At 57.7% G+C, this 26,743-nt stretch carries 23 protein-coding genes, 2 tRNA genes and 1 pseudogene; 18 read left to right on the forward strand and 8 right to left on the reverse strand.

Translation table 11 applies throughout. The annotated features are described in order from the left end of the window. The first annotated feature begins 10 nt into the window (after positions 1-10). Complete coding sequence (locus ACZYSM_RS09205; RefSeq protein WP_489070946.1) at positions 11-775, forward strand: ABC transporter ATP-binding protein; 765 nt, start codon at positions 11-13, stop codon at positions 773-775. A gap of 206 nt (positions 776-981) precedes the next feature. Here the strand turns inward: ACZYSM_RS09205 and ACZYSM_RS09210 are convergent, their stop codons facing one another. Beyond that, positions 982-1,191, reverse strand: a complete 210-nt coding sequence (locus ACZYSM_RS09210) for a hypothetical protein (protein WP_489070948.1) — start codon at positions 1,189-1,191, stop codon at positions 982-984. Between the two features lie 107 nt (positions 1,192-1,298). Next, a complete protein-coding gene (gene dcd / locus ACZYSM_RS09215; RefSeq protein WP_282376893.1) occupies positions 1,299-1,865 on the reverse strand; it encodes a dCTP deaminase in 567 nt (188 codons plus the stop codon). Positions 1,866-2,218: 353 nt separating this feature from the next. Here dcd and ACZYSM_RS09220 point away from each other — a divergent pair, with 353 nt between their 5' ends. Beyond that, positions 2,219-2,428: a cold-shock protein gene (locus ACZYSM_RS09220; RefSeq protein ID WP_014336857.1), complete on the forward strand. Its 210-nt coding sequence runs from the start codon at positions 2,219-2,221 to the stop codon at positions 2,426-2,428. A 132-nt stretch (positions 2,429-2,560) separates the two neighbouring features. Continuing rightward, positions 2,561-4,009 carry a toxin-antitoxin system YwqK family antitoxin gene (locus ACZYSM_RS09225; RefSeq protein WP_489070951.1) on the forward strand — a complete coding sequence of 483 codons (1,449 nt, stop codon included), beginning with the start codon at positions 2,561-2,563 and terminating at the stop codon, positions 4,007-4,009. Positions 4,010-4,082: 73 nt separating this feature from the next. On the opposite strand, the pseudogene ACZYSM_RS09230 reads toward ACZYSM_RS09225, so the two are convergent. Further along, positions 4,083-5,091: pseudogene (locus ACZYSM_RS09230) on the reverse strand (DUF481 domain-containing protein). 202 nt (positions 5,092-5,293) lie between these two features. On the opposite strand from ACZYSM_RS09230, the gene ACZYSM_RS09235 reads away from it, so the two are divergent. The 4 genes from ACZYSM_RS09235 (at position 5,294) to ACZYSM_RS09250 (ending at position 10,069) form a co-directional block, all read left to right on the forward strand. Then, positions 5,294-5,608: an MGMT family protein gene (locus ACZYSM_RS09235; protein WP_489071155.1), complete on the forward strand. Its 315-nt coding sequence runs from the start codon at positions 5,294-5,296 to the stop codon at positions 5,606-5,608. 42 nt (positions 5,609-5,650) lie between these two features. After that, positions 5,651-7,255: an AmpG family muropeptide MFS transporter gene (locus tag ACZYSM_RS09240; RefSeq protein WP_489070953.1), complete on the forward strand. Its 1,605-nt coding sequence runs from the start codon at positions 5,651-5,653 to the stop codon at positions 7,253-7,255. Between the two features lie 128 nt (positions 7,256-7,383). Continuing rightward, the gene (locus tag ACZYSM_RS09245) at positions 7,384-9,099 is read left to right on the forward strand and encodes a proline--tRNA ligase (protein ID WP_489070955.1); all 1,716 of its coding nucleotides are present in this window, start codon (positions 7,384-7,386) and stop codon (positions 9,097-9,099) included. Between the two features lie 19 nt (positions 9,100-9,118). Then, complete coding sequence (locus ACZYSM_RS09250) at positions 9,119-10,069, forward strand: hypothetical protein (protein WP_489070957.1); 951 nt, start codon at positions 9,119-9,121, stop codon at positions 10,067-10,069. An 82-nt stretch (positions 10,070-10,151) separates the two neighbouring features. On the opposite strand, the gene dinB is transcribed toward ACZYSM_RS09250, so the two are convergent. Next, positions 10,152-11,213 carry a DNA polymerase IV gene (gene dinB, locus ACZYSM_RS09255; RefSeq protein WP_489070959.1) on the reverse strand — a complete coding sequence of 354 codons (1,062 nt, stop codon included), beginning with the start codon at positions 11,211-11,213 and terminating at the stop codon, positions 10,152-10,154. 299 nt (positions 11,214-11,512) lie between these two features. On the opposite strand from dinB, the gene ACZYSM_RS09260 reads away from it, so the two are divergent. The 4 genes from ACZYSM_RS09260 to ACZYSM_RS09275 all read left to right on the forward strand — a co-directional run bounded on the left by ACZYSM_RS09260 (position 11,513) and on the right by ACZYSM_RS09275 (position 16,122). After that, positions 11,513-11,589, forward strand: a tRNA-Met gene (locus ACZYSM_RS09260). A 239-nt stretch (positions 11,590-11,828) separates the two neighbouring features. Then, positions 11,829-11,905: transfer RNA gene (locus ACZYSM_RS09265), tRNA-Met, on the forward strand. Between the two features lie 279 nt (positions 11,906-12,184). Then, a complete protein-coding gene (gene mprF, locus ACZYSM_RS09270; RefSeq protein WP_489070961.1) occupies positions 12,185-14,827 on the forward strand; it encodes a bifunctional lysylphosphatidylglycerol flippase/synthetase MprF in 2,643 nt (880 codons plus the stop codon). After that, positions 14,827-16,122 carry a virulence factor family protein gene (locus ACZYSM_RS09275; RefSeq protein ID WP_489070963.1) on the forward strand — a complete coding sequence of 432 codons (1,296 nt, stop codon included), beginning with the start codon at positions 14,827-14,829 and terminating at the stop codon, positions 16,120-16,122. Before mprF ends, ACZYSM_RS09275 begins: the two co-directional genes overlap by 1 nt. A gap of 63 nt (positions 16,123-16,185) precedes the next feature. On the opposite strand, the gene ACZYSM_RS09280 is transcribed toward ACZYSM_RS09275, so the two are convergent. Next, positions 16,186-18,087, reverse strand: coding sequence for a potassium transporter Kup (locus tag ACZYSM_RS09280; protein ID WP_489070965.1), 1,902 nt, complete (start codon positions 18,085-18,087; stop codon positions 16,186-16,188). A gap of 290 nt (positions 18,088-18,377) precedes the next feature. Here ACZYSM_RS09280 and rimO point away from each other — a divergent pair, with 290 nt between their 5' ends. The 6 genes from rimO (at position 18,378) to tsaA (ending at position 23,462) form a co-directional block, all read left to right on the forward strand. Continuing rightward, positions 18,378-19,712, forward strand: a complete 1,335-nt coding sequence (gene rimO, locus ACZYSM_RS09285) for a 30S ribosomal protein S12 methylthiotransferase RimO (protein ID WP_489070967.1) — start codon at positions 18,378-18,380, stop codon at positions 19,710-19,712. 128 nt (positions 19,713-19,840) lie between these two features. Then, on the forward strand, positions 19,841-20,314 hold the full coding sequence (locus ACZYSM_RS09290) for a GNAT family N-acetyltransferase (RefSeq protein ID WP_489070969.1): 474 nt from the start codon (positions 19,841-19,843) through the stop codon (positions 20,312-20,314). A gap of 114 nt (positions 20,315-20,428) precedes the next feature. Beyond that, positions 20,429-21,139 carry an rRNA pseudouridine synthase gene (locus ACZYSM_RS09295; protein ID WP_489070971.1) on the forward strand — a complete coding sequence of 237 codons (711 nt, stop codon included), beginning with the start codon at positions 20,429-20,431 and terminating at the stop codon, positions 21,137-21,139. Positions 21,140-21,215: 76 nt separating this feature from the next. After that, positions 21,216-21,677: a YehS family protein gene (locus ACZYSM_RS09300; RefSeq protein ID WP_489070973.1), complete on the forward strand. Its 462-nt coding sequence runs from the start codon at positions 21,216-21,218 to the stop codon at positions 21,675-21,677. 133 nt (positions 21,678-21,810) lie between these two features. Next, complete coding sequence (locus tag ACZYSM_RS09305) at positions 21,811-22,581, forward strand: SDR family oxidoreductase (RefSeq protein WP_489070975.1); 771 nt, start codon at positions 21,811-21,813, stop codon at positions 22,579-22,581. 185 nt (positions 22,582-22,766) lie between these two features. Next, positions 22,767-23,462 carry a tRNA (N6-threonylcarbamoyladenosine(37)-N6)-methyltransferase TrmO gene (gene tsaA, locus ACZYSM_RS09310; protein ID WP_489070977.1) on the forward strand — a complete coding sequence of 232 codons (696 nt, stop codon included), beginning with the start codon at positions 22,767-22,769 and terminating at the stop codon, positions 23,460-23,462. A 174-nt stretch (positions 23,463-23,636) separates the two neighbouring features. Here the strand turns inward: tsaA and fpr are convergent, their stop codons facing one another. Then, positions 23,637-24,416: a ferredoxin-NADP reductase gene (gene fpr / locus ACZYSM_RS09315; RefSeq protein ID WP_003443014.1), complete on the reverse strand. Its 780-nt coding sequence runs from the start codon at positions 24,414-24,416 to the stop codon at positions 23,637-23,639. Positions 24,417-24,550: 134 nt separating this feature from the next. Here fpr and ACZYSM_RS09320 point away from each other — a divergent pair, with 134 nt between their 5' ends. Then, positions 24,551-25,477 (forward strand): LysR family transcriptional regulator, encoded by a 927-nt coding sequence (locus tag ACZYSM_RS09320; RefSeq protein WP_489070979.1) that lies wholly within the window; start codon positions 24,551-24,553, stop codon positions 25,475-25,477. Positions 25,478-25,484: 7 nt separating this feature from the next. Here the strand turns inward: ACZYSM_RS09320 and ACZYSM_RS09325 are convergent, their stop codons facing one another. Both ACZYSM_RS09325 and erdR read right to left on the reverse strand, forming a co-directional pair. Then, complete coding sequence (locus tag ACZYSM_RS09325) at positions 25,485-25,847, reverse strand: diacylglycerol kinase (protein ID WP_489070981.1); 363 nt, start codon at positions 25,845-25,847, stop codon at positions 25,485-25,487. 73 nt (positions 25,848-25,920) lie between these two features. Continuing rightward, on the reverse strand, positions 25,921-26,571 hold the full coding sequence (gene erdR / locus ACZYSM_RS09330; RefSeq protein ID WP_489070983.1) for a response regulator transcription factor ErdR: 651 nt from the start codon (positions 26,569-26,571) through the stop codon (positions 25,921-25,923). Positions 26,572-26,743 lie beyond the last annotated feature (172 nt).

Below are 26,743 nucleotides of genomic sequence, written 5' to 3' on the forward strand. Positions count from 1 at the left end.
GCATGCCCCCATGTACAAACTGACCATTGAAGGCCTGCATAAATGCTACGGCGACAATGAAGTGCTCAAAGGCGTTTCGCTCAAAGCCAAGACCGGCGACGTGATCAGTCTGATCGGCGCCAGCGGCTCGGGGAAAAGTACCTTTTTGCGCTGCATCAACTTTCTCGAACAGCCCAATGACGGCGCGATGAGCCTCGACAACAAGCCGATCCGCATGATCAAAGACCGGCATGGCATGCGCGTAGCCGATGAGGCGGAACTGCAACGAATCCGCACTCGCCTGGCGATGGTGTTCCAGCACTTCAACCTCTGGAGCCACATGACGGTGCTGGAAAACATCACCATGGCGCCACGTCGGGTGCTGGGTTGCAGCAAAAAAGACGCTGAAGACCGTGCCCGTCGTTACCTGGACAAAGTCGGCCTGGCGGCCCGGGTCGCCGATCAATACCCGGCGTTTCTCTCTGGAGGTCAACAGCAACGCGTGGCCATCGCCCGGGCATTGGCGATGGAACCGGAAGTCATGCTGTTCGACGAACCAACCTCAGCCCTCGACCCGGAACTGGTGGGCGAAGTGCTCAAGGTCATTCAGGGGCTGGCCGAAGAAGGCCGGACGATGATCATGGTCACCCACGAAATGAGCTTCGCTCGCAAGGTGTCCAGCCAGGTGCTGTTTCTTCACCAAGGGCTGGTGGAGGAAGAAGGCACGCCGGATGAAGTGCTGGGCAATCCGAAGAGCGAACGGCTCAAGCAGTTTCTCAGCGGAAACCTGAAATAACCAACCCGCCAAATCACGCCTTTACGCGGCCCGTAGCAGCTGGCGAAGCCTGCGTCCGGCTCGGGCCGCGTTCGGACGCAGCAGTCGTAAAATCAGGCACTGTGGTTTTACAGGTTAACCGTGGTGGCAGGATTTACGACTGCTGCGCAGCCGAACGCAGCCTCGCAGGCTCGGCAGCTGCTACGGGAGGAATGTACGGCCTTGCATCAGGCAACAGGGGCGGGAGGCGGTTCATCCGGCAGGGTTGGCTCACCGGGTTCGGAAGGTTGTTCATTCGGGGTGTCCGGGTCGGGCTGACCAGGAATGCCGCCCGCCATGTTGACCGACGGATGCGCCAGCAATGACCAGGCAAGCATCCCGACCTGATTGGGCTCAAGCCTCGCCAGTTCAGCACTTATTCGCGGATCGATTTTCATAGGGTGCTCCTGAGCGATAGCCCGACCCGCGTTGCGCGAACCGGAGCAGTACTCTCAATAGAGTACCTGCTCGCTCAAGAATTCCAACTGTTCGTCAGATGCCTGAATCAGGTACGCGGCAGGGTGACGCCACGCTGGCCCTGGTACTTGCCGCCACGGTCTTTATAAGAGACTTCGCACTCTTCGTCGGACTCGAAGAACAGCATCTGTGCCACACCTTCATTGGCGTAGATCTTTGCCGGCAGCGTTGTGGTGTTGGAGAATTCCAGGGTCACATGGCCTTCCCACTCTGGCTCGAGCGGGGTGACGTTGACGATGATGCCGCAACGGGCATAGGTGCTTTTGCCCAGGCAGATCGTCAGTACATTGCGTGGAATACGGAAGAACTCAACGGTGCGGGCCAGCGCGAAGGAGTTCGGCGGGATGATGCACACGTCGCTTTTGACGTCGACGAAGCTCTTCTCATCGAAGTTTTTCGGATCAACGGTCGCCGAGTTGATGTTGGTGAACACCTTGAATTCATCCGCGCAACGCACGTCGTAGCCGTAGCTCGATACGCCGTAGGAGATCACCCGGTCAGCGCCTTCGCCGCGCACCTGACGCTCAACAAAGGGCTCGATCATGCCGTGCTCTTGCGCCATGCGGCGAATCCACTTGTCCGATTTGATGCTCATGGCGGGTGTCCTGAATAGCGAGGTGGAAAAATTCTGTCCGGCATCTTACCGGGGCGCGCCGCCGGGTTCAAAGTCTGGGGCGCTTTTCTCGCTGATCCCCGCAATAGTTGAGGCTCGGAGCTTGTGCACTGCACCGTCAGTCACGAAAATAGAGAAACCTTCACAAAGACCATTGGCACGTTCCGGAAAAAGGGTTAAGGTGGCGCCACTGTGCTGCTTGTGTCACTGAGAATCTCTACACGATATGTTGAATTTCGATCCAACCATCTCCAAGAATTTTTCCTGCTCTTTGCACTCAGTCTCGGCCAGGGCTTTTCCTGAGTCGCAGTTAACTTTGTCCAAGGAGATACACCATGTCTAATCGCCAAACTGGTACCGTTAAGTGGTTCAACGATGAAAAAGGCTTCGGCTTCATCACTCCACAATCCGGTGACGACCTGTTCGTTCACTTCAAAGCTATCCAATCTGACGGCTTCAAAAGCCTGAAAGAAGGCCAACAGGTCTCTTTCGTCGCTACCCGCGGCCAGAAAGGCATGCAAGCTGAAGAAGTTCAAGTTATCTAACTTGTACTGATACAGCAAAAGCCCCGCCCTCAAAAGCGGGGCTTTTTTGTGTCCGGTTATTTTTGCCCGACCTCATCCCGGCTTCACCTCTATATGATTTGCACCCTTGGAAAATCACATGGAAGAAGCAGGATGCAGTTCAACCCCAGGAAATCGCTGAGCACGCTACTGCTCATACTCTCAATTCCACTCACCACCTACGCAGAGTCGCGCCCCGACCACCCGACAGTAATCGTTGGAATGAACACTCGCGCTACCTACTTGGCGAAGGGCCCAGAGATTCAGGGCCGCTCCCAGATGCAGCTGAGAGCGGCGGTACGCCTGACACTTTCCACCCCGCACGCTTGCGGGAGCAACGAGGTTTACCTCACCCCGGAATCCGCAGGCATTCCCAACGAGTCATTTCGCCGAGCTCTCGACGAAGTCCAGCAATTGATCGATCAGAAAATCCCGCTTTTACTTACACTTTCGGCCTGCGAACGCAAACAAGCTTTTTTCGAGAAGGTGCGCCCCTGCACTCCGGAAGAATGCGGCGAACTGACAGCTTCCTTGGTGGATGGCAAACTTTATCTGGATGAGCATTTTGCCCCGACAGATAAAGGCCTGGCGTCTTACTACCTGAATATGCCGATGCCCTACGACAGCAAACGCAAGGCATGGAAGGCACAAGTTTTCTACGTTGATACCCAAATCCTGCGCCGCGACTATTTCATCAACACCAAGGACTTTGTTTCAGGTCGTCCTGTCCTCGCCTCCAAAGCCTATTACCCAAGCGGAAAACTCAGCGAAAGCTATCAGTACGACGCCACCGGCCTGCGCCAAGGCGAGGCATTGACCTACTCCGAAAGCGGCATAGTCATTGAACGTGCGAACTACCTGAACGACGAACTGGAAGGATGGCAAACCACTTATCACGGGAACGGCAAGGTCGCCGAATCCTATAGATGGCATCAAGGCAAGCGAGCAGATGGCGAATACCTGGAATACGACGAAAACGGCGCACTGATAGGCCGAACCAACTATCGAGCCGATGTGTGGGATGGCCCTGCCCTGAGTTACTACCCTAACGGACAGCTAAAGAGCAGCACTATTTTCGTCGCTGGCAAAGCTCAGGGCCCAAGCCCTCACTACTTTGAAAACGGCGCCGTACGGAGTACTCGAAACGATCTTGACGGCAAACCTGACGGTTGGCTGATCAGTTACTTCATCAGTGGCAAAGTGGAAGAAAAGCAACTCTATCAGCACGGAGTGCAGCGCAGCTATGCACGCTGGAACGAGCAAGGCGTACAAACCGTGCAATGGCAATGGGACGAAAAGCACCAGAACCAGGGTGACTTCAAGGAATGGTACGAAGATGGTCAGCTCAAGGACCACAGAATTTACAAGGACGGCAAACTACAGGGCCCCGCCATCACCTGGCACGAAAACGGTCAGATGCGCTCCTCCACCGATTATGTTGACGATGTCGCACATGGCTCGATGCGCTTCTGGATGGGAGACGGCAGGCTGCTCAGCGAATGCCAATACCAAATAGGCATCAAGCAAGGAAAATGTACTTATCCAGGGCATACAGGCGGGTAGATAGAGCGCATAAAAATGCCCCGCAACCGATGAGTTGCGGGGCATTTTTATGGAAAAACCTGACTCGACCGTGTTACCAGGCCACACCAAATCCAGCAGGGTAGCGGGTCTTGCCGAGGTCACTATTTTCAGTGCCACTGATCACGTCCCGCTCGGCTTTCAGATTGAGCGATGCCCACTCCGTCACCTTGTAACGCAACCCGACTTCCGCATCGAGGGCGTAATCCGCCACACCCGACAACGGCTTGCCGGCCTCCCCCGTAGCGAACAACTCCACCGTCTTGCCGATCAGGTAGCGGTTGTAATCCCACTTCATTGCCAGGGAATAGAAGTTGTCTGCACCGCCTCCCTTGTACTCATAGTCAGTACGGTTGAGCAGCGAGCCCAGAGAGAACGCACCCAACTCATCGTCCCAGAATTGATAGCCCGGGCCGGTACCGACCGTGCGCTGCCGGGACAACTCTTCAACCTTGTCGCGTTTGTAGGTCAAACGCCCCTCCCGGAACCACTTTTCGGTGATAAAGCAGTCGAGAGCGTATTCAGCACGCCAATTGTCAGTGGTGACCACATCGTTCTGGAATTCGCGGTTGTACTCACCCTCGGCGGGTATGACGCCACTTGCCATGACGGGCGGAGGTTTTGAAATCGATGCCGTAATCATCGGTGTTCTTTTCCGCTCGCTGATAATCCAGCGCCATATCGACATTGCCTTTCCGCACCATGTCTTCGATGACCGGCTTGGGCTTGATGATCTGCTGAATACTCGCCAGTTCGACAGTTTTCGGCGCATCACCATTGGCGAGAGTCACCTTGCCATCTTCGGCAGCCCGTAGTGATTTGGCTTTTTCACCGGTGTAGGCATCCTGTTTGACCAGCAACTCCTGATCACTCTCCAGCGTTTTGACCTGTTTCCAGTCAATCGAGATCTGGCCTGCATATTCGGTCTGAATCAACAGTTTTCCACCGTCGAACACCTTGATCTTGCCACTCAGGCGGTCACCGTTTTTCAACCAGACTGTATCGGCTAGCAAGGGCGTGGAAGCACTGATAACGGCAAGGCACAACAGGGTTCTGGACAACATAAACAATGGCAAAGCTCAGGTTTTCGAAAAAGGGGCGGCATTATCCCTTTCGCAAAGCCTTGGCAAGGACTGCCCCGGGTATTTGTGTTGAGCTCATTTCTCATACGCTCATTGAAGATTTACTCTAGAGGGAGCATCAGAACCTCCACCAGGAAGCGGCAACGTGACTGACCCCAACAGCGAAACCGAAACCCCGGCACAGATGCGCCGAACTACGCTTTATCTGACCCTGGCCCAAGTCCCGGAAGGCAAAGTGGTGAGTTACGGTCAGCTCTCCGAACTGGCAGGCCTGGGGCGGGCCGCGCGCTGGGTGGGCCGCACACTGAGTCAGTTGCCCGGCGATACCAAACTGCCCTGGCACCGCGTTCTCGGTGCCGGCGGGCGCATTAGCTTGCCAGCTGGAAGCGCTTCTGGGGATGAACAGCGTGCGCGTTTACGCATGGAAGGCATCAGTATCCTGAACAATCGTGTTGATATTCAGCGTCATGGCTGGCGTCCGATAGAGCACAGCGGTTAGAGTGCGCGCTTTGTTTCCGCAATCTGAGGCAGACTCCAGCCCATGCCCCCTAAAACCTGGCGCGCCGCACTCGCCGCCTATGCCAGCCCTTCGACGCTCGTGCTATTGCTGCTTGGTTTCGCCGCCGGCATGCCTTACATGCTGGTGTTTTCGACGCTTTCGGTCTGGCTGCGCGAAGCTGGTGTAGCCCGTGAAACCATTGGATACGCAAGCCTGATCGGTTTGGCCTATGCCTTTAAATGGGTATGGTCGCCGCTGCTCGATCAATGGCGCCTACCGCTGCTCGGCAAACTCGGGCGTCGTCGCTCCTGGCTGGTCCTTGCTCAATCACTGGTCATCCTCGGGCTGATCGGCATGGGCTTCTGCGACCCGCAAAAGCATCTATCCTGGCTGATAGCCATTGCGGTGATCGTCGCCTTCGCCTCCGCTACCCAAGATATTGCGATCGACGCCTATCGCCTGGAAATTGCCGAAGACAGCCGCCAGGCTGCACTGGCCGCTGCTTACATGTCTGGTTATCGGGTCGCAGCACTGCTGGCAACTGCCGGAGCCTTGTTCTTCGCCGAAGGTTTCGGCTCGACCGGCTTCAACTACAAACACTCGGCCTGGACCGGCACCTACGTCCTGTTCGGGGCATTGATGGTCCCGGCACTGCTCACCACGCTCCTCATGCGTGAACCACCCGTACCGCTGCGCACCCAACTCTCGGCCGGGCGCTATAGCTTTGTGCATCAGTTGGTGTCGGTATTTGTGCTGATTGTGCTGCTGATTTCCGTACCGGCGATGTTTACCCAGCTTTACAACACCGATTTCGCCGGCGTGCTGTTCAACGGTGTCAGCCTGATGGACTTGCTTTTGGAGGATCGCGCCTTCCTGCGAGCCATCCTCTACATCATCCTGACCAGTCTGTGCCTCTCGGCCGTGGGACGACGCGGTCTGGCGCCGGTGCTGACACCGGTCAACGACTTTATCCTGCGCTACCGCTGGCAGGCCTTCCTGCTACTGGGGCTGATCGCCACCTACCGGATGTCCGACACGGTCATGGGCGTAATGGCCAACGTGTTCTACATCGACCTGGGGTTCACCAAAGATCAGATCGCCGGAGTCAGCAAGGTTTTCGGCCTGATCATGACCCTGGTCGGCGCCGGGATGGGCGGTTTGCTGATCGTGCGCTTCGGGATTCTGCCGATCCTGCTCATCGGCGGCGTAGCTTCGGCAGCCACCAACCTGCTGTTCTTGATGCTCGCCGACATGGGCGCCAACCTGCAGATGCTGATCTTCACCATCTCGCTGGACAACTTCAGTTCAGGCATGGCCACCTCAGCATTTGTCGCTTACCTGTCGAGCCTGACCAACCTGAAATTCTCCGCCACTCAGTACGCCCTGCTCAGCTCAATCATGCTCTTGCTGCCACGCCTGATTGGCGGCTACTCCGGAGTGATGGTGGAGAAGTTCGGTTATCACCACTTTTTCCTGATCACCGCCCTGCTGGGTATTCCGACCGTATTACTGATCGCCTTGCATTGGTTTCAGGAAACCCGCCGCGCCCGCGTGAACGCCGCAGCGGCTAGCGAAGTCAGCCCAGCCAGCCCAGCCAGCGAAACTAGCAAAGTCAGCGAAATCAACGAAATCAGCAAAGAATCTTAGGAACCCCCGGGGTTGCTGGCTTTCGCCACCCTACCCCGGCACGCCCGGCTGCAAACCTGTACGCAAACAGATCTCGCCCGTACAATGCTCCATCATTTCTAGTCATCAGCAACCGACAACGGCCAACCATGCGCACCAGTCAATATTTGCTCGCCACACAGAAAGAAACGCCTTCCGATGCGGTCGTCATCAGCCATCAGCTGATGCTGCGCGCCGGCATGATCCGCAAACTCGCCTCTGGCCTGTACACCTGGCTGCCGATGGGCTTGCGAGTGATGCGCAAGGTCGAAGCCATCGTTCGTGAAGAAATGAACGCCGCAGGGTCTCTTGAAGTGTTGATGCCGAGCACGCAACCGGCTGAGCTGTGGCAGGAATCCGGTCGCTGGGAAGAATACGGCCCGGAATTGCTGCGCTTCAAGGATCGCCACGGTCGCGACTTCTGCGCCGGTCCGACCCACGAAGAAGTGATCACCGACCTGATGCGCAACGAGTTGAGCAGCTACAAACAGCTGCCGATCAACCTGTATCAGATCCAGACCAAATTCCGTGACGAAATCCGCCCACGCTTCGGCCTGATGCGCGGCCGCGAATTCATCATGAAGGACGCCTACTCCTTCCATGCCGACCAGCCTTCGCTGCAGGTCACTTACGACCGCATGTACCAGGCGTACTGCAACGTCTTCACCCGTCTGGGCCTGAAGTTCCGTGCGGTCGAAGCCGATAACGGCTCCATCGGCGGCGCCGGGTCCCACGAGTTCCACGTGCTGGCCGAATCCGGCGAAGACGACATCGTCTTCAGCAACGGTTCCGACTACGCGGCAAACATCGAGAAAGCCGAAGCCGTGCCGCGGGAAACTTCCCGTGCAGCACCAGCGGAAGAGCTGCGCCTGGTCGACACGCCGAACGCCAAGACCATCGCGCAACTGGTCGAAGGCTTCAACCTGCCGATCGAGAAGACCATCAAGACCCTGGTGGTTCACGCTGAAGAAGCCGGCAAGCTGATCGCACTGATCATTCGCGGTGACCACGAGCTCAACGAAATCAAGGCCGCCAACCAGCCAGGCGTTGCCAGCCCGCTGGTGATGGCGTCCGAAGCCGAACTGCGCGACGCCATTGGCGCCGGTGCCGGCTCCCTCGGTCCGCTGAACCTGCCGCTGCCAATCATCATCGACCGCTCGGTCGAGCTAATGAGCGACTTCGGCATCGGCGCCAACATCGACGACAAGCACTACTTCGGCGTGAACTGGCAGCGTGACCTGCCGGTACCGGCCGTGGCCGACCTGCGTAACGTCGTGGCCGGCGACCCAAGCGCGGATGGCAAGGGCACCCTGGAAATCAAGCGCGGCATCGAAGTCGGGCACATTTTCCAGCTGGGCAACAAGTACAGCAAAGCGATGAAGTGCGAAGTGCTGGGCGAAAACGGCAAGCCTGTCACCCTGGAAATGGGCTGCTACGGCATTGGCGTGTCCCGTGTGGTGGCCGCGGCCATCGAGCAGAACAACGACGCAAACGGCATTATCTGGAGCGACACCCTGGCCCCCTTCCAGGTCGCCCTGGTACCACTGCGCTACGAAACCGAACAGGTTCGCGAAGCCACCGACAAGCTGTATGCAGAACTGACTGCAGCCGGTTTCGAAGTGTTGCTGGACGACCGTGACAAGAAAACCAGCCCGGGCATCAAGTTCGCAGACATGGAACTGATCGGCATTCCACACCGGATCGTGGTCAGTGACCGCGGCCTCGCCGAAGGCAACCTGGAATACAAGAGCCGCACCGAGGCCGAGGCGCAAGCGCTTCCGGTTGCCGAAGTACTGCCCTTCCTCCAAGCCCGTATCCGTCGCTGAAACCAGATCAAGAGAAGTCATGTTCAAGCGAAACACCTTAAGCCTCGGTGGTGCCGCCCTGTGCGGCACCCTGCTGGTCAGCGGCTGTGCCAATCAGATGTCACAACGCAGCGAGCACGAGGAACGCATCGAGCGCAAACTGCTCGAGCACAGCCTGCAGATCGATGTCGGTGAGCCTAAGGTGCTTGAGCTTCCGCAACGCCGAGTGCGAATTCATGAGCAGAAGACCTTCGAAGTCACCGAGTTCGAAGTCACTCGTCGCTATGATCGCTACACGCCTTACCAGCCTTGGCGGGAGATCTATGAGATCCCGCTGGGCGCAGTGGCGGTGGTCGCCGGTATCGGTGCGAATATTGTCAACGTGTTCGCCTTGGGCAACCTGCCAGACACCGTGACCAAAGACTGGATCAGCTACGGCATTGCCGGGCTCAACCCGTTTATGAACGTGCAATCCCATGGTCGCGCACAACAAAACCTGGCCAGAATCGACGAAACCCAGCGTGATAAACACCTGGAATATTCGAGCCTGCCGTGGAGCGAGCGTCCGGTTGAGGTCAAGGCCGGTAATCAAACCTTTGAGCTGAGTACTGATCGTAACGGCGTACTGCGCCTGAACTTGCTGGACAGCCCGTTCTCCGAACAGGACCTGAACCACATCAGCAAGCTGCAGATCAGTGTCGAAGATACTCAGGATGACGTGCGTTCCGACTCAACCCTGGCTATCAGCAGCACCCTGCGCGGCAAGATGCTGGAAGCTCACAACCTGATCTACGATGACCTCGAAGATGACGAAGTCAGCCAGTGGGTACACCGGGTAAAACGTCTGTCGGAGTTGGGCCTGGAAGAAGAAGCCAGCGAGCTGGAACAGAGCCTGATCGAGTTGACCCGCAACGATCCTGAATTGCAGCGTGAATTCCTCAAGTCACTGACCAAGGATGCCGGGCGACTGGTGGCAGATCCCGGGGTTTGATTGACGCTGAAGCGACCCCTGTCGCAACTGGCGAAGCCTGCGTTCGACAGCTGCTACAAAGGCCTTCATCGCCTGATAAACCCTAACGACTAAACAACTCCAGCTGCTCGTGCCCACCACGCAGATCCTGCAAGCGCACGCCAATCCCCAATAACCGCACCGGCTTTGCGCCCCGTTTGAAGGCTTGGGTCAGTAGTTGCTGATACCCCTCCAGATCCCGCCCCGCCCCCGTCTGCTCCAGAGTGGTTTGGGTAAAGTCATGGAACTTCACTTTGACGAACGGTTTGCCTGGCCGATAACTGCTGTCAATCCTCGCCATGCGACCGGTCAGGATTTCCAGCAACTCGGGTAACTTTTCCAGGCAGCTGGCCAGATCGGGCAGGTCCACATCATAGGTATTCTCGACACTGACGGACTGACGCCGGCTATCGTTCTGCACCAGCCGATCATCGATCCCACGAGCCAGCCCCCACAGTCGCTCACCAAAACTGCCAAATTCGCGCACCAACGCCAACTTGCTCCAGTCTCGAAGCTCCAGGCAATTGACGATGCCTAGCCTTCCCAGCTTGTCCGCCGTAACTTTCCCCACCCCATGCAGTTTGCTGACCGGCAACGCGGAAACAAAATCCTCGACCTGATCCGGGGTAATCACAAACAAGCCGTTGGGCTTTTTCCAGTCGCTGGCGATCTTGGCGAGAAATTTGTTCGGCGCCACACCAGCCGAGACCGTGATGTGCAACTGGTTGGAGACACGTCGGCGGATATCTTGCGCAATACGTGTGGCGCTACCGGCGAAGTGCGGGCTATCGGAAACATCGAGGTAGGCCTCATCCAGCGATAACGGCTCGATCAGGTCGGTGTAATCGCGAAAGATCGTCTGAATCTCTTTCGACGCTTCTTTATAAGCATCCATACGCGGCTTGACGATCACCAGATCCGGGCACAGCTTCAAGGCATGCCGGGAAGACATGGCCGAGCGCACCCCGTAGGCCCGCGCCTCGTAGTTACAGGTGGCAATCACCCCACGCCGCTCCGCCGAACCACCAACAGCCAGCGGCTTACTGGCCAGGCGCGGGTCGTCGCGCATCTCGATAGCGGCATAGAAACAATCACAGTCGACGTGGATGATTTTGCGCTGCGTCATATAAGACAGTGTTCATTGAGGACAAAAGAGGTAAAGGTGAAACGAATCGGCAGTATCTCACCGACACCTGTATATAGCACCAGTGCTTTAAATCTTCGCCTGTATACGTAGGAAAAACCTCCAATAGATTTATTTTATCAATCACAACAAGATCATCAATAGAGCCAAACCCCTTACGTAGCGGGCCCTCAAGGCTTGCCTGCCTCCCCTTTCGATAAGCTAAGCAATTGAACAGGAACAGTTTTTTAAGGTTACACATTGACAACCCAGCGATCCGCTGTAGAATACCGACACACAGACGCGGGATGGAGCAGTCTGGTAGCTCGTCGGGCTCATAACCCGAAGGTCGTCGGTTCAAATCCGGCTCCCGCAACCAAACATCAAAAAAGGCTACTCGAAAGAGTGGCCTTTTTTGTGCGCGCCGACTTTTACAGTCACACCCTCTGGCAACCTCCCCTCACGTCAGCGGCCGAAATAGCACAAAAGAAAATCCCTTGTGCTTCTGGCACTTAACCCGCCCAGCCGACCGTTCGCCACTTATTTGCACTTATTTGACCCAGTAGACCATTAACGGTTGACACTCAAGCGTTCGCCTGTAGAATGCCGCCACACAGACGCGGGATGGAGCAGTCTGGTAGCTCGTCGGGCTCATAACCCGAAGGTCGTCGGTTCAAATCCGGCTCCCGCAACCAAACATCAAAAAAGGCTGCTCGAAAGAGTGGCCTTTTTTGTATCTGTCGAAAATGTCTTTTCGCAACAATGACCTGGCAATATGCGCCGAATTGTCGACCGTCAATCGGAATCACCTCAGTGCAGGCTATGCTGAGTCGCAGGCAACACCCTCTATTACTGATTGCGCGTGTCGTCGAATTACGATGAGACGCGTTAATATTCGAAATTATTTTTTCCATAGGGATTGGTAACTTGGCCGGATACCCCCATCCTGTCGCGCACAATCCAAGAGGTGATTGATGCGCGCCAACTCGTCTGATTCACAAGACACCGTCACAGCGACCCAACCGATCACAGCCACTCGCCTGCGCTGGCTGGACCTGTTGAGTAAATACCGTCAACCCATCGGTCTGGCGATCACTCTGCTGTTATTCGCTATCGCGCTGATTGCCTGTCGCCACCTGCTGAGCGAACTCGATCTGTATGCCCTGCATGACTCAATCCTGGAAGTGCCAAAGCCGGCCTTGCTCGGTGCATTAGGGGCAACCATCGTTGGCTTCATCATTCTGTTGGGCTATGAGTGGTCAGCCAGCCGTTATGCCGGCGTGAAATTGCCGCCGCGCACATTAGCCCTGGGGGGGTTCACCGCTTTCGCTATCGGCAATGCCATTGGTCTTTCGCTACTGTCCGGCGGTTCGGTGCGTTACCGCTTATATGCACGCTTTGGCCTAGGGGCCTCTGACGTCGCCCACATGACACTGTTTGCCAGTCTGTCGCTGGGTTGCGCCCTACCACCATTGGCAGCCCTGGCCACCCTCAGCGACCTGCCAGCTGCTGCTGCTGCGCTGAACCTGTCCGAAACCCTGCTGGGTGCGATTGCCGTCACCGTACTGCTTCTCGGGGCGATGCTGGCGATAGGCATCTACCGCCGCCGTCTGCCGGAACAACCGCTCCCGGACAACTTGCTGGTCCGTGTCGGACGCCGGACCCTGCGCCTGCCAGGCCGCCGCCTGACCTTCCTGCAGCTTGTGATCACGGCGCTGGATGTGGCCGCTGCCGCCACCGTGCTTTATCTATTACTGCCTGAAGCGCCACCCTTCGGTGCCTTCATATTGGTCTATCTGTTGGCGCTGGCTGCCGGTGTACTCAGCCATGTGCCCGGCGGTGTCGGGGTGTTTGAAGCCATTCTGCTGGCGGCCTTCGCCGACAAACTCGGTGCCGCGCCACTGGCGGCAGCCCTGCTACTGTATCGCCTGATCTACGTGGTTCTGCCGCTGCTGGTGGCTTGCCTGTTACTGCTGGTCAACGAAGCACAACGGCTGTTCCAGTCTCGCCAATCGCTGCGAGTAGCCTCGGGCCTTGCCGCGCCGATCCTGGCGGTACTGGTGTTCCTGTCCGGTATGGTCCTGCTGTTTTCCGGTGCTACACCGGAAATCGATACCCGCCTCGAAGCCATCGACTTCCTTGTCCCGGACCGTTTGATCGACGCCTCGCATTTTGGTGCAAGCCTGATCGGCGTACTGTGCCTGCTCCTGGCACAGGGGCTGCGGCGCCGCCTGTCCGCAGCATGGATGCTGACCATGGTGTTGTTGCTGGTGGGTGCCCTGCTTTCATTGCTCAAAGGCTTCGATTGGGAAGAAGCCTGCCTTCTGACACTGATCGCCTGCCTGCTCAGCGTGTTCAGGCGCTCGTTCTATCGCCCGAGCCGCCTGACCGAATTACCGTTTTCACCCCTTTATCTGGTCGCCAGCCTCTGTGTCCTTGGCGCATCGGCCTGGCTGCTGCTGTTTGCTTACCAGGACGTGCCCTACAGCCATCAACTCTGGTGGCAGTTCACCCTCGACGCCGATGCTCCGCGCGGCTTGCGCTCGCTACTCGGCGCTGCGGTGTTGCTGGTGGTAGTGTCGTTGACCTGGCTGCTACGCACCGCGCGCCCGGTGATCCATCTACCAAACGCCGAAGAGCTCGACAAGGCGGTAAAGATTCTCATGGCCTCGACCCAACCGGACGGCGGCCTGGCCTTGACCGGTGACAAGGCGTTGCTGTTTCATCCCAACGACGACGCGTTCCTGATGTACGCCCGTCGCGGTCGCAGCCTGGTAGCGCTGTATGACCCGATTGGCCCGACCCAGCAACGGGCCGAGATGATCTGGCAATTCCGCGACCTCTGCGACCTCCATCACGCCCGGCCAGTGTTCTATCAAGTACGTGCCGAAAACCTGCCGTACTACATGGACATCGGTCTGACCGCAATCAAACTCGGTGAAGAAGCACGGGTCGATCTGCAGCGCTTTGATCTCGAAGCCAAAGGCAAAGAGATGAAGGACCTGCGTTACACCTGGAACCGTGGCACGCGGGACGGCCTGTCGCTGGAAATCCATGAACCGGGTCACGCACCAATGGATGAGCTGAAGGCCATCTCCGATGCCTGGCTGACGGGCAAGAACGTACGCGAGAAAGGCTTCTCCCTTGGCCGTTTCAGCGATGATTACATCAAGCATTTTCGCGTTGCGATTATTCGTTTCGAAGGGCGCCCGGTGGCGTTTTCCAACCTGCTTGAGACCTACGGCCATGAACTGGCCAGCCTCGACCTGATGCGCGCCCATCCTGACGCGCCCAAACTGACCATGGAGTTCATGATGGTCGGTCTGATTCAACATTATAAAAATCATGGATATGCACGTTTTAGCCTGGGCATGGTGCCGTTGTCGGGTCTACAACCGCGTCGTGGCGCACCGCTGACCCAACGCCTCGGCTCGATGGTGTTCAGCCGCGGCGAGCAACTCTACAATTTCCAAGGCTTGCGCCGCTTCAAAGACAAGTTCCAGCCTGACTGGGAACCCCGTTACATGGCCGTGCCCGCCGGACTTGATCCGCTGGTGGCACTGGCCGATACCGCCGCCCTGATTGCGGGCGGCTTGACTGGATTGGTGAAACGCTGATGATTCAACGCTCCTGGCGGTATTTACTGGCCACTCTGGTGGTGCTTGCCCTGTTCCTCGGTGGCGGCTATTGGTTCTGGAACCGCCCAGCGCCAGAGCCGACGCTTGAACACCTGACACAAGCCGATGGCTCGACAACGACTCGCGTCATTCCCGGCACCACTGCGCGCGCGCAAGTGGTCGTGGCTGTGACGGATGATCAAAAGCTCAACGACAAACAACTGCTGACACTTAGCCAAGGTGGCGCTGCGCAGATCGTTCAAGTGATCCTGCCCGCCGATTGCACATTGCAGGGGGACGCACTGCAGTCGGCCCTGAAACAACTAAACGGTCCAGCCACCCTGGTCAGCGGTATCGGCCCTGGGGCAATCCTGGCCTGGCGCTGGCTATCCGAGCAAACCAATGACAAGGCCCAGGCCGTGTCCGTGGACCTTGCACTGGAAAAACCCGGCTGCACCCACCTGCTGCCCAAAACCGCCGCTCACGGTCACTGGCTGGTGGCCTGGAATGACAACCCCGACGACACAAGCGCAGGCTTTGTCCGCGATCAACCCAACGCCGAAACCAGCATCAGCGACTACGACATCCACTTGCCGCAAGTCTTGAACAATGAGTTGCGCAAGATCCTTGTCGGTTCCGACAAGGGGAATGGTGGCCTGAACATCCCGGTGGTCGAAGTACCCGCCGGCCAGGCCAAAGACACGGTAACCCTGTTCCTGTCGGGCGACGGCGGCTGGCGCGACCTGGACCGTGATGTAGCCGGCGAAATGGCCAAGATCGGCTACCCCGTGGTCGGCATCGATACCCTGCGCTACTACTGGCAACACAAGAGCCCGGAGCAAAGCGCCACCGACCTCGCCGAACTGATGCAGCACTATCGGCAGAAATGGGGCACCAAACGCTTCGTGCTGACCGGCTACTCCTTTGGCGCCGACGTATTGCCGGCCATCTACAACCGCCTGCCAGAAGCCGAGCAGCAAAGGGTCGACGCCATTATCCTGCTGGCCTTCGCTCGCACCGGCAGTTTCGAAATCCAGGTCGAAGGCTGGCTGGGCAATGCCGGCAAAGAAGCCGCCACCGGCCCGGAAATGGCCAAGCTGCCAGCGGACAAAGTCGTATGCATCTATGGCGCAGAAGAAGTCGACGAAAGCGGTTGCACCGAGAAGACCGCAGTCGGTGAGGCCATGAAGCTGCCCGGTGGTCACCACTTCGACGAGAACTACCCGGCCCTGGCTCAACGCCTGGTCGATGCAATCGAGAAGCGCCAGGGCAAGACCAAGGTCGCTGAACAGTGATCTGAGCGTCACCTACAAAAAAGCCCCCGCTGCCGCAAGGCAACGGGGGCTTTTTCATATTGCTTACATTTCGACCTGAGTACCCAGTTCAATCACCCGGTTCACCGGCAACTTGAAGAACCGCAGGTTACCGTTTGCGTTCTTCAGCATGAAAGCGAACAACGCTTCACGCCAACGGGCCATGCCTTCGAGTTTGGAAGCGATTACCGTCTCGCGACTGAGGAAGTAGGTAGTGCGCATCGGGCTGAAATCCAGCTCATCGAGATGGCACAGCTTCAGGGCTTCTGGCACATCCGGTTCATCGATAAAGCCGAAGTGCAGGATCACCCGGAAGAACCCCTGACCATAAGACTCCACCTCGAAACGCCGTTGCGCAGGAACTCGCGGGGTGTCCTCGTTCAGCACAGTCAGCAACACCACCTGCTCATGCAGCACCTGGTTATGCAACAGGTTATGCAGTAAGGCATGAGGTACGGCATCCGCCCGGGCCGTGAGGAAAACCGCCGTACCTTGCACGCGATGGGGCGGCTGCACGCTAATACTGCTGATAAATATCGGCAACGGCAGTCCACCTTCGTCCAGGCGATCTACCAGCAACTGCTTACCGCGCTTCCAGGTGGTCATCAGGATGAACAGCACAATCCCCGCCAATACCGGAAAGGCACCGCCCTGAACGATTTTCGGCACGTTGGCGGCGAAGAACAAGCCGTCCACCAGCAGGAAGCCGATCAGGATCGGTACCGTCAGGATCGGCGGCCATTTCCACAGCAACAGCATCACCGCCGCGACCAGGATACTGGTAATTAGCATGGTCCCGGTCACCGCCACGCCGTAGGCCGAAGCCAGCGCACTGGAAGACTCAAAGCCGATCACCAGCAGGATCACCCCGACCATCAGCGCCCAGTTCACCGCACCGATGTAGATCTGGCCTTTTTCAGCACTGGAGGTGTACTGGATGTGCATGCGCGGTATGTAACCCAGCTGGATCGCCTGAAGGGTCAGGGAGAACGCGCCGGAAATAACCGCCTGGGAAGCAATCACCGTGGCCAGAGTCGACAGGATCACCAACGGAATCAACGCCCAACTCGGCGCCAGCAGGTAGAACGGGTTACGCGCCGCTTCCGGATTTTCCAGCAGCAATGCGCCCTGGCCGAAGTAATTCAGCACCAGCGCCGGCAGCACGAGGGCGAACCAGGCGCGAGCGATCGGCTTACGACCGAAGTGGCCCATGTCCGCATACAAGGCTTCAGCGCCGGTCAGGGCCAGTACCACCGCCCCCAGAATCGCCACACCCATGCCCGGATGAACGACGAAGAAGCGCACGCCCCAAGCCGGATTGAGCGCATGGAGCACTTCGGGATGCTGGACGATGCCATGAATCCCCAACACTCCCAATATCACGAACCACAACACCATCACCGGCCCGAACATCTTGCCGATACGGTCCGTACCGTGCTTCTGGATCAGGAACAACGCGACCAATACGATCAGTGACAGCGGCACGACCCAGCGTTCGAGCCCATCGAATGCCAGCTCCAGACCTTCGACTGCTGACAATACCGAGATCGCCGGGGTGATCATGCTGTCGCCGTAGAACAGCGAGGCGCCGATCAGGCCGAGTATCACCAGCACCACCCGCAACCGCGGATAGGGCGCCGCCGCACGCCGGGCCAGCGCAGTAAGGGCCATAATCCCACCCTCGCCCTGGTTGTCAGCCCGCAGAATAAACAGCACGTATTTGATCGAGACCACCCAGATGAGCGACCAGAAAATCAGCGCCAGAATCCCGAATACACCGTCTTGGTTGACTTGCACCCCATAGCTGCCGGAGAACACCTCTTTAAGGGTGTACAAGGGGCTGGTGCCGATATCGCCATAAACCACCCCGACCGCCGCCACCAGCATTCCCAAGGGCCTTGTCCCGGAATGCCCAGAGCCCACTGCCTGACTACTTGCCTGACCCATCAACCACTCCTACTACTCAGACCCAGACTTCTTTAAAAGAAGCACTATGCTTTGCCGTGCAGCATGCGCTGTTTTTCTTACCGTTACAGACGATTTGTCGTCCGTAATAATTCGGTATGGCGCAACGCGGCGAAGCATAGCGCAGCACTCGTCGTATTTCCCTGCATAAAGCTGGTCAAGTGCGCTGCCCATCGCTAGAATTGCGCACTTTTTGATCAGAGGCGCGCCAAGCGCCCCTCCGTCGCCTTGCCGCCAGCGGCTTGAGGCGTCACAAAACACCGAGGTTAGCTATGTCCACCGCCACTCCGGCCGCCCCAAAGGTCGGCTTCGTTTCACTGGGTTGCCCAAAAGCACTGGTCGACTCCGAGCGCATCCTTACGCAACTGCGTATGGAAGGCTACGAAGTCGTGTCCACCTATCAGGACGCCGACGTCGTGGTGGTCAACACCTGCGGGTTTATCGACAGCGCCAAGGCTGAGTCCCTGGAAGTGATCGGCGAAGCCATCAAGGAAAACGGCAAGGTCATCGTCACCGGCTGCATGGGCGTAGAAGAGAGCGCCATCCGCAAGGTTCACCCGAGCGTGCTCGCGGTAACCGGCCCGCAGCAGTACGAGCAAGTGGTCAACGCCGTACACCAGGTCGTGCCGCCAAACCTCAATCACAACCCGCTGATCGACCTGGTGCCGCCGCAAGGCATCAAGCTGACCCCGCGCCACTACGCTTACTTGAAAATTTCCGAAGGCTGCAACCATAGCTGCAGCTTCTGCATCATCCCTTCAATGCGCGGCAAACTGGTCAGCCGTCCGGTTGGCGATGTGCTCGACGAAGCCCAGCGCCTGGTCAAGTCTGGCGTCAAAGAGCTGCTGGTCATTTCCCAGGACACCAGCGCCTATGGCGTCGACGTCAAATACCGCACCGGTTTCTGGAACGGCGCGCCGGTAAAAACCCGCATGACCGAACTCTGCGAAGCCTTGAGCAGCCTCGGCGTCTGGGTTCGCCTGCACTACGTCTACCCGTATCCGCACGTCGATGAGCTGATCCCGTTGATGGCTGCCGGGAAAATCCTGCCGTACTTGGATATCCCGTTCCAGCACGCCAGCCCGAAAGTCCTCAAGGCCATGAAACGTCCGGCCTTCGAAGACAAGACCCTGGCACGAATCAAGAACTGGCGCGTCATCTGCCCGGACCTGATCATCCGCTCGACCTTCATCGTCGGTTTCCCCGGCGAAACCGAAGAAGACTTCCAGTACCTGCTCAACTGGCTGACCGAAGCCCAGCTCGACCGCGTGGGCTGCTTCCAGTACTCGCCAGTCGAAGGCGCTCCGGCCAATGATCTGGATCTGGAAGTTGTGCCAGACGACGTCAAACAAGACCGTTGGGACCGCTTCATGGCGCACCAACAGGCCATCAGTTCGGCTCGCCTGCAACTGCGCATCGGTAAGGAAATCGAAGTACTGATCGACGAAGTCGACGAGCAAGGCGCCGTTGGCCGCTGCTTCTTCGACGCTCCGGAAATCGACGGTAACGTCTTCATCGACGACGCCAGTGATCTCAAACCAGGCGACAAAGTCTGGTGCCGAGTGACCGACGCCGACGAGTACGACCTGTGGGCTGAAAAGCGCTAAGGTGTAAAAAATTGAAAAGCCCCGCTCTCTCGACAAGATGCGGGGCTTTTTTACGGCTATTGTTCAGTCAATAAAAGGATTTAGCGCCCAAGGCATTAACGCCCCAACCCGTATAAGGAGCAGGTGGCATGCGCCATCACTCGGTCATCCAGACACCGAAGCAAAGCGACTATCAGGAGCTCACCCGGATCTGGGAAGCTTCGGTACGCGCCACCCACGATTTCCTGCCGGACAGCTACATCGAACTGCTGAAGAACCTGGTGCTGACCCGTTACCTGGATGCGGTCATGCTGATCTGCACCAAGGATCATCGCCAGCGCATCACCGGCTTTGCTGGCATCGCCGCGGGCAAGGTCGAAATGCTCTTTATCGACCCAGGCCACCGTGGTCAGGGCCTGGGCAAACAATTGCTCCGGTACGCCATCGAACATTTGAATGCCGATGAGCTGGACGTCAATGAACAGAACCCGCAGGCCTTGGGCTTCTATTACAAACAGGGGTTCGAAGTGATCGGCCGTTCGGAGCACGATGGCATGGGTCAGCCCTATCCGTTACTGCATATGCGTTTGAAACAGGCGCAGCAAAGGGCTCAACGTGGCTAAAAACGCATAGCTGAACATAACAAAGATCGAAAAAACCACAGTCTTCAAATGGACCCGCGATTAACCGGCGCCAGGCAGGTACAATGGGCGCCCTCTTTTGTTACGGCCCCTGTCATGACTGACCCGATTCGTCTCTCCAAACGCCTCATCGAACTCGTCGGCTGTTCCCGTCGGGAGGCTGAGCTGTTCATCGAGGGCGGCTGGGTCACGGTGGACGGCGAGGTCATCGATGAACCGCAGTTCAAAGTTGACACGCAAAAAGTCGAGCTCGATCCCGAAGCCAAGGCTACTGCACCGGAGCCGGTGACCATCCTGCTGCACGCGCCAGCAGGTATGAATGCCGAAAGCGCCATGCAATTGATCGGCCCTGAAACCCTGAGCGAAGAGCACCGCTACAGCAAGCGTCCGCTCAAGGGGCATTTCCTGCGCCTGACCGCCAGTTCGGACCTGCAAGCCAACGCCAGCGGCCTGTTGGTATTCACCCAGGATTGGAAGATTCTGCGCAAACTGACTGCCGACTCCAACAAGATCGAGCAGGAGTATGTGGTCGAGGTCTCCGGAGACATGGTCGCCCACGGTCTCAACCGCCTGAACCACGGCCTGACCTACAAAGGCAAGGAACTGCCGGCAGTCAAAGCCAGCTGGCAGAACGAAAACCGCCTACGCTTTGCGATGAAAAACCCACAACCGGGCGTGATCGCCCTGTTCTGCGAAGCCGTCGGCCTCAAGGTCGTTGCCGTTCGTCGCATCCGTATCGGGGGGGTCTCCATCGGCAAAGTACCGGTTGGCCAATGGCGCTACCTGTCCAGCAAAGAGAAGTTCTAACGCTCTGCGCTGCCACACATTTCGACGCCGCACGCTTCTCTGCGGCGCTCACAGCTGATTGATCAGGACTGCAAACATGATTCATAACGATGTACTGCGCAGCGTGCGCTACATGCTCGACATCAGTGACAACAAAGTCGTCGAACTCATCAAGCTCGGCGGTTTGGAAGTGACCAAGGAAGACGTCCTCACTTACCTGAAAAAAGACGAGGAAGAAGGCTTCGTGTTCTGCCCGGACGACGTCATGGCGCATTTCCTCGACGGCCTGGTGATCTTCAAGCGCGGCAAGGACGAAAGCCGTCCGCCGTTGCCGGTTGAGCTTCCGGTGACCAACAACATCATTCTGAAGAAACTGCGGGTTGCCTTCGAACTGAAGGAAGACGACATGCACGCGATCCTCAAGGCCGCCGAGTTCCCAGTGTCCAAGCCTGAGCTGAGCGCACTGTTCCGCAAGTTCGGCCACACCAACTACCGCACCTGCGGCGATCAATTGCTGCGCAACTTCCTCAAGGGCCTGACCCTGCGCGTTCGCACCTGATTGCCCTGGTTTCAGGTGGCGATTCTCAGCCACCTGAAACCTTATGCTTGCTCATTGCGCTGCATAATAATGGCTCCGCTTTTCGCGCCTGACGACTAGGGTATTCACTTACCCTTAGCCCTCAGGACTCGCCATGCACCCTTACTTTTCCCTGCAAGGCCGCACCGCCCTGGTGACCGGCGGCACCCGTGGTATCGGCAAAATGATCGCCAAGGCTTTCGTTGAGGCTGGGGCTACGGTGTATGTCTGTGCCCGCGATGCCGAAGCCTGCCAGCAGACCGCTGAAGAATTGAGCACCTTGGGCCGCTGCCACGCCCTGGCCGTCAATCTCGCCAACGAAGAGGGTGTGCAGCAACTGGCGGCACGTCTGGGTGAACAGATCAGCCAGTTGGACATTCTGGTAAACAATGCCGGCACCACTTGGGGCGCGCCACTGGAGAGCTACCCGGTCAAAGGCTGGGAAAAGGTCATGCAGTTGAATGTGACCTCGGTATTCAATTGCATCCAGCAGTTCTTGCCACTATTGCGCAAGGCCGGGTCAGCGGCGAACCCGGCGCGGATCATCAATATCGGTTCGGTGGCCGGGATCTCCTCGTTCGGCGAACAGGCGTATGCCTATGGCCCGAGCAAAGCGGCCCTGCATCAACTGTCGCGGATTCTCGCTCGCGAGCTGGTCAGCCAACACATCAACGTCAACGTCATCGCCCCCGGACGCTTCCCGAGCAAAATGACTCAGCACATCGGCAACGATGAACAGGCGCTGGCCGAAGACACCGCACTGATCCCGATGAAGCGCTGGGGCCGTGAGGAGGAAATGGCCGCACTGGCGATCAGCCTGGCGAGCACCGCCGGGGCTTACATGACCGGGAATATCATTCCGCTGGATGGTGGGTTTAGTCTCTGACATCGGCGGTGAGGCTATCGCGAGCAAGCTCGGCTCCTACAAGATCAAGGGCGAGCCCGCCGTCATGGGGCGCCGCGATCAACTGTAGGAGCCGAGCTTGCTCGCGATGGCGATCTGTCAGTCACCACCGATCCAACGGTCGCTCGGGTTATGATGCCCGCCCTCACCCCGCTTCGACCCAGACCATGACCTATAGCGTTTCCCCCATCGGTTTTGTGCGCTCCTGCTTCAAGGAGAAATTCGCCATTCCGCGCCAACCGCAACTGGCGCCGGCCGCGCGTGGCGTTCTGGAGCTGGTCGCGCCATTTGATCAGGGCGATGCCGTGCAAGGGCTTGAGCAGGTCAGTCATGTCTGGTTACTGTTCCTGTTCCATCAGGCTCTGGAAGACAAACCACGACTCAAGGTCCGCCCGCCCCGCCTGGGCGGTAATAAATCCATGGGCGTATTCGCCACCCGCGCCACCCATCGTCCGAACGGCATCGGCCAATCAGTGGTCAAGCTCGACAAAGTCGAAGCCGATCGCCTGTGGATCTCCGGTATCGACTTGCTGGATGGCACACCGATTCTCGACATCAAACCCTACGTGCCTTATGCGGACATCGTCGATACAGCGTCCAACAGCATCGCCAGCGCCGCGCCAGATCTGATTCCGGTGCATTGGACGGGCTCTGCCCTGCAACAGGCTCACGAGCACGCTCAGCGCCTGCAGGAGCCGTTGGTGGAGCTGATCGAGCAGTGTCTGGCCCAAGACCCACGCCCGGCTTACCAGATTCCTACAGCGGAACGCGAATATGGCGCACAGTTTTGGGATCTGGACGTGCGCTGGCATTACCCCGAGCCCGGCCTGATCCGCGTGCTGGAAGTCATCCCCGTCGAATAAATCGTCAGAAACGAAAAAGCCCGCGCTGCCTTCTCAGGCAACGCGGGCTTTTGCTTTTATGTGGGAGCGAGCCTGCTCGCGATTACAGTCAGACATTCAGCATCAATGTCGACTGATACATCGCCATCGCGAGCAGGCTCGCTCCCACAAAAGCCCTATCCCAAAGGAAAAGGCTTACTTCTCGACGAAGGCGCGCTCGATCAGGTAGTCACCCGGTTCACGCATGCGTGGAGAAACCTTCAGACCGAAGCTGTTGAGCACTTCGCTGGTTTCGTCGAGCATGCTCGGGCTACCGCACAGCATCGCACGGTCGTCCTGCGGGTTGATCGGCGGCAGGCCGATATCACTGAACAGCTTGCCGCTGCGCATCAGATCAGTCAGACGGCCTTCATTCTCGAACGGCTCGCGGGTCACGGTTGGGTAGTAGATCAACTTGTCACGCAGCGCTTCGCCGAAGAATTCGTTCTGCGGCAGGTGCTCGGTAATGAACTCGCGATAAGCGACTTCGTTGACGTAACGCACGCCGTGGCACAGGATCACTTTTTCGAAACGCTCGTAGGTTTCCGGGTCCTGGATGACGCTCATGAACGGCGCCAGACCGGTACCGGTGCTGAGCAGGTACAAATGCTTACCAGGCTTCAAATCGTCCAGCACCAGGGTGCCAGTCGGTTTTTTGCTGATAATGATCTCGTCGCCTTCCTTCAAGTGCTGCAACTGGGAAGTCAGCGGACCATCTGGAACCTTGATGCTGAAGAACTCGAGATGCTCTTCCCAGTTCGGGCTGGCAATCGAGTAAGCGCGCATAAGCGGGCGGCCGTTGGGCTGTTGCAGGCCGATCATCACGAACTGACCGTTCTCGAAGCGCAGGCCCGGATCGCGGGTGCACTTGAAGCTGAACAGAGTGTCGTTCCAGTGATGAACACTGAGGACACGCTCGTGGTTCATGTTGCTCATGTACGGGGACTCCTGGGAATTTGTCTGCGCATGCTCTGCGCCAAGTGAGCTGAGCGCAATTGCATAACATTCTAATGGCGGCGACAATATCTGTTAAATGGATTATTAAGATAAGGGTTATCGGTTATATAGATATGCGATTTACTCTCCGTCAACTTCAAGTATTCGTCGCCGTCGCCCAGCAGGAAAGCGTGTCCCGTGCTGCGGGTTTGCTGGCGCTTTCTCAATCGGCCGCCAGCACCTCAATCACCGAGCTTGAGCGCCAATCCAGCTGCCAGCTTTTTGATCGCGCTGGCAAACGCCTGAGCCTCAATGCTCTGGGCCGACAACTGCTGCCACAGGCCGTAGCCCTGCTGGATCAAGCCAAAGAGATCGAGGACCTGCTCAACGGCAAGTCCGGCTTCGGCTCACTGGCGGTCGGCGCCACGCTGACCATCGGTAACTATCTGGCGACCTTGCTGATCGGCAGCTTCATGCAGCGCCATCCCGAAAGCCAGGTGAAGCTCCATGTGCAAAACACTGCGAATATCGTGCAACAGGTTGCCCACTATGAAATTGATCTGGGTCTAATCGAAGGCGATTGCAGCCACCCGGATATCGAGGTGCAAAGCTGGGTTGAAGATGAGTTGGTGGTATTTTGCGCCCCCCAGCACCCCTTGGCCAAGCGTGGCCAGGCGAGCATGGAAGAACTAACGCACGAGGCCTGGATTCTGCGCGAACAAGGCTCGGGAACCCGCCTGACCTTCGACCAGGCCATGCGTCATCACCGCAGCGGGCTGAACATCCGCCTCGAGCTCGAACACACCGAGGCGATCAAGCGCGCGGTGGAATCAGGGCTGGGGATTGGCTGCATTTCGCGACTTGCACTGCGTGATGCGTTCCGTCGCGGCAGCCTGGTGGCGGTAGAAACGCCGGATCTTGACCTGGCGCGGCAGTTCTACTTCATCTGGCACAAACAGAAGTACCAGACCTCGGCCATGCGCGAGTTTCTCGAACTGTGCCGTGCCTTCACTGCCGGGGTGCAGCGCAGTGATGAAATAGTCCTGCCAACAATCGCTTAAGCGGCCGTTAAATCAGAATCACCGCCCACACCACGGCGATAATGCTCAAGGCGATGAACTGGGCGGCGCTACCCATGTCCTTGGCATTTTTCGACAAGGGGTGCAGGTCAAGGGAAATCCGGTCGATCGCCGCTTCCACTGCCGAATTGAGCAGCTCGACAATCAATGCCAGCAGACACACGGCGATTAGCACCGCCCGCTCAACGCGGCTGACGTTGAACAGGAAGCTCAACGGAATCAGGATGACGTTGAGCAACACCAATTGACGAAAGGCCGCCTCACCCGTAAAGGCAGCACGCAAGCCGTCGAGAGAGTAGCCGGCGGCGTTGAGTATGCGTTTAAGACCGGTTTGACCTTTGAAAGGTGACATAAAGTAGGCAACTGAAAAAATGAGAGGGAAAACTAGTTTAACGAAAGTCAAAAAAGCGTGAAAAAACAGGCTATTAGTGAGTCGAAATTGACTCAAGTTGTTGCAATAGCAAAGCCGCCTGAGTCCGGGTGCGCACACCCAGTTTGCGGAATATCGCCGTGACGTGGGCTTTGATGGTCGCTTCCGAAACGCTCAGCTCGTAGGCAATCTGCTTGTTCAGTAAACCCTCACAGACCATGGTCAGTACGCGGAACTGCTGGGGGGTCAGACTGGCCAGCCCAGCGCTCGCGGCCTTGGCTTCTGCTGAAACGCTGATTTCCTCGAAGGCTTGCGGCGGCCACCAGACGTCGCCGTCCAAAACGCTACGAACCGCCTTCTGAATCACTTCCAGTGAACTGGATTTGGGAATGAAACCGCTCGCACCAAATTCACGGGAACGCACCATAATCGACGCCTCTTCCTGTGCCGAAACCATCACCACCGGGATCTGCGGATACTGGCCGCGCAACAACACCAATCCGGAAAAACCGTAAGCACCCGGCATGTTCAGATCCAGCAGTACCAGATCCCAGTCAGCCTTTTCAGTCAGCCGGACTTCCAGCTCCGCAATACTCGCAACCTCCACCAGACGAACCTCAGGACCAAGGCCCAGGGTCACCGCCTGATGCAGTGCGCTGCGGAATAACGGGTGGTCATCGGCAATCAGGATTTCGTATGTGGCCATTTTTCAAATGATCCTGTTTTTACGGGAGGTCTGATGAATTCAGTCCTCGCCAACGCAACACAAGGTGGCAGCCAAAAATGCTGTACCCACAGGCGCGTTCAACGCCAAGAGTCCAGAAAACCGGCGTTTAAAACTTCAGTTGCGCCCTAATCGGCGCCAAGCATGCCCAGCG

Source organism: Pseudomonas sp. F220 (genome assembly GCF_057813935.1).

Coding starts and splice junctions, on each gene's coding strand:
- ACZYSM_RS09220 (WP_014336857.1), top strand. CDS start 2,219: ATGTCTAATCGCCAAACTGGTACCGTTAAGTGGTTCAACGATGAAAAA.
- ACZYSM_RS09250 (WP_489070957.1), top strand. CDS start 9,119: ATGTTCAAGCGAAACACCTTAAGCCTCGGTGGTGCCGCCCTGTGCGGC.
- ACZYSM_RS09320 (WP_489070979.1), top strand. CDS start 24,551: ATGCGATTTACTCTCCGTCAACTTCAAGTATTCGTCGCCGTCGCCCAG.
- ACZYSM_RS09275 (WP_489070963.1), top strand. CDS start 14,827: ATGATTCAACGCTCCTGGCGGTATTTACTGGCCACTCTGGTGGTGCTT.
- erdR (WP_489070983.1), bottom strand. CDS start 26,571: ATGGCCACATACGAAATCCTGATTGCCGATGACCACCCGTTATTCCGC.
- ACZYSM_RS09300 (WP_489070973.1), top strand. CDS start 21,216: ATGATTCATAACGATGTACTGCGCAGCGTGCGCTACATGCTCGACATC.
- ACZYSM_RS09210 (WP_489070948.1), bottom strand. CDS start 1,191: ATGAAAATCGATCCGCGAATAAGTGCTGAACTGGCGAGGCTTGAGCCC.
- dcd (WP_282376893.1), bottom strand. CDS start 1,865: ATGAGCATCAAATCGGACAAGTGGATTCGCCGCATGGCGCAAGAGCAC.
- ACZYSM_RS09280 (WP_489070965.1), bottom strand. CDS start 18,087: ATGGGTCAGGCAAGTAGTCAGGCAGTGGGCTCTGGGCATTCCGGGACA.
- fpr (WP_003443014.1), bottom strand. CDS start 24,416: ATGAGCAACATGAACCACGAGCGTGTCCTCAGTGTTCATCACTGGAAC.
- ACZYSM_RS09225 (WP_489070951.1), top strand. CDS start 2,561: ATGCAGTTCAACCCCAGGAAATCGCTGAGCACGCTACTGCTCATACTC.
- ACZYSM_RS09205 (WP_489070946.1), top strand. CDS start 11: ATGTACAAACTGACCATTGAAGGCCTGCATAAATGCTACGGCGACAAT.
- ACZYSM_RS09240 (WP_489070953.1), top strand. CDS start 5,651: ATGCCCCCTAAAACCTGGCGCGCCGCACTCGCCGCCTATGCCAGCCCT.
- ACZYSM_RS09325 (WP_489070981.1), bottom strand. CDS start 25,847: ATGTCACCTTTCAAAGGTCAAACCGGTCTTAAACGCATACTCAACGCC.
- tsaA (WP_489070977.1), top strand. CDS start 22,767: ATGACCTATAGCGTTTCCCCCATCGGTTTTGTGCGCTCCTGCTTCAAG.
- ACZYSM_RS09245 (WP_489070955.1), top strand. CDS start 7,384: ATGCGCACCAGTCAATATTTGCTCGCCACACAGAAAGAAACGCCTTCC.
- ACZYSM_RS09235 (WP_489071155.1), top strand. CDS start 5,294: ATGCGCCGAACTACGCTTTATCTGACCCTGGCCCAAGTCCCGGAAGGC.
- mprF (WP_489070961.1), top strand. CDS start 12,185: ATGCGCGCCAACTCGTCTGATTCACAAGACACCGTCACAGCGACCCAA.
- ACZYSM_RS09295 (WP_489070971.1), top strand. CDS start 20,429: ATGACTGACCCGATTCGTCTCTCCAAACGCCTCATCGAACTCGTCGGC.
- ACZYSM_RS09290 (WP_489070969.1), top strand. CDS start 19,841: ATGCGCCATCACTCGGTCATCCAGACACCGAAGCAAAGCGACTATCAG.
- dinB (WP_489070959.1), bottom strand. CDS start 11,213: ATGACGCAGCGCAAAATCATCCACGTCGACTGTGATTGTTTCTATGCC.
- ACZYSM_RS09305 (WP_489070975.1), top strand. CDS start 21,811: ATGCACCCTTACTTTTCCCTGCAAGGCCGCACCGCCCTGGTGACCGGC.
- rimO (WP_489070967.1), top strand. CDS start 18,378: ATGTCCACCGCCACTCCGGCCGCCCCAAAGGTCGGCTTCGTTTCACTG.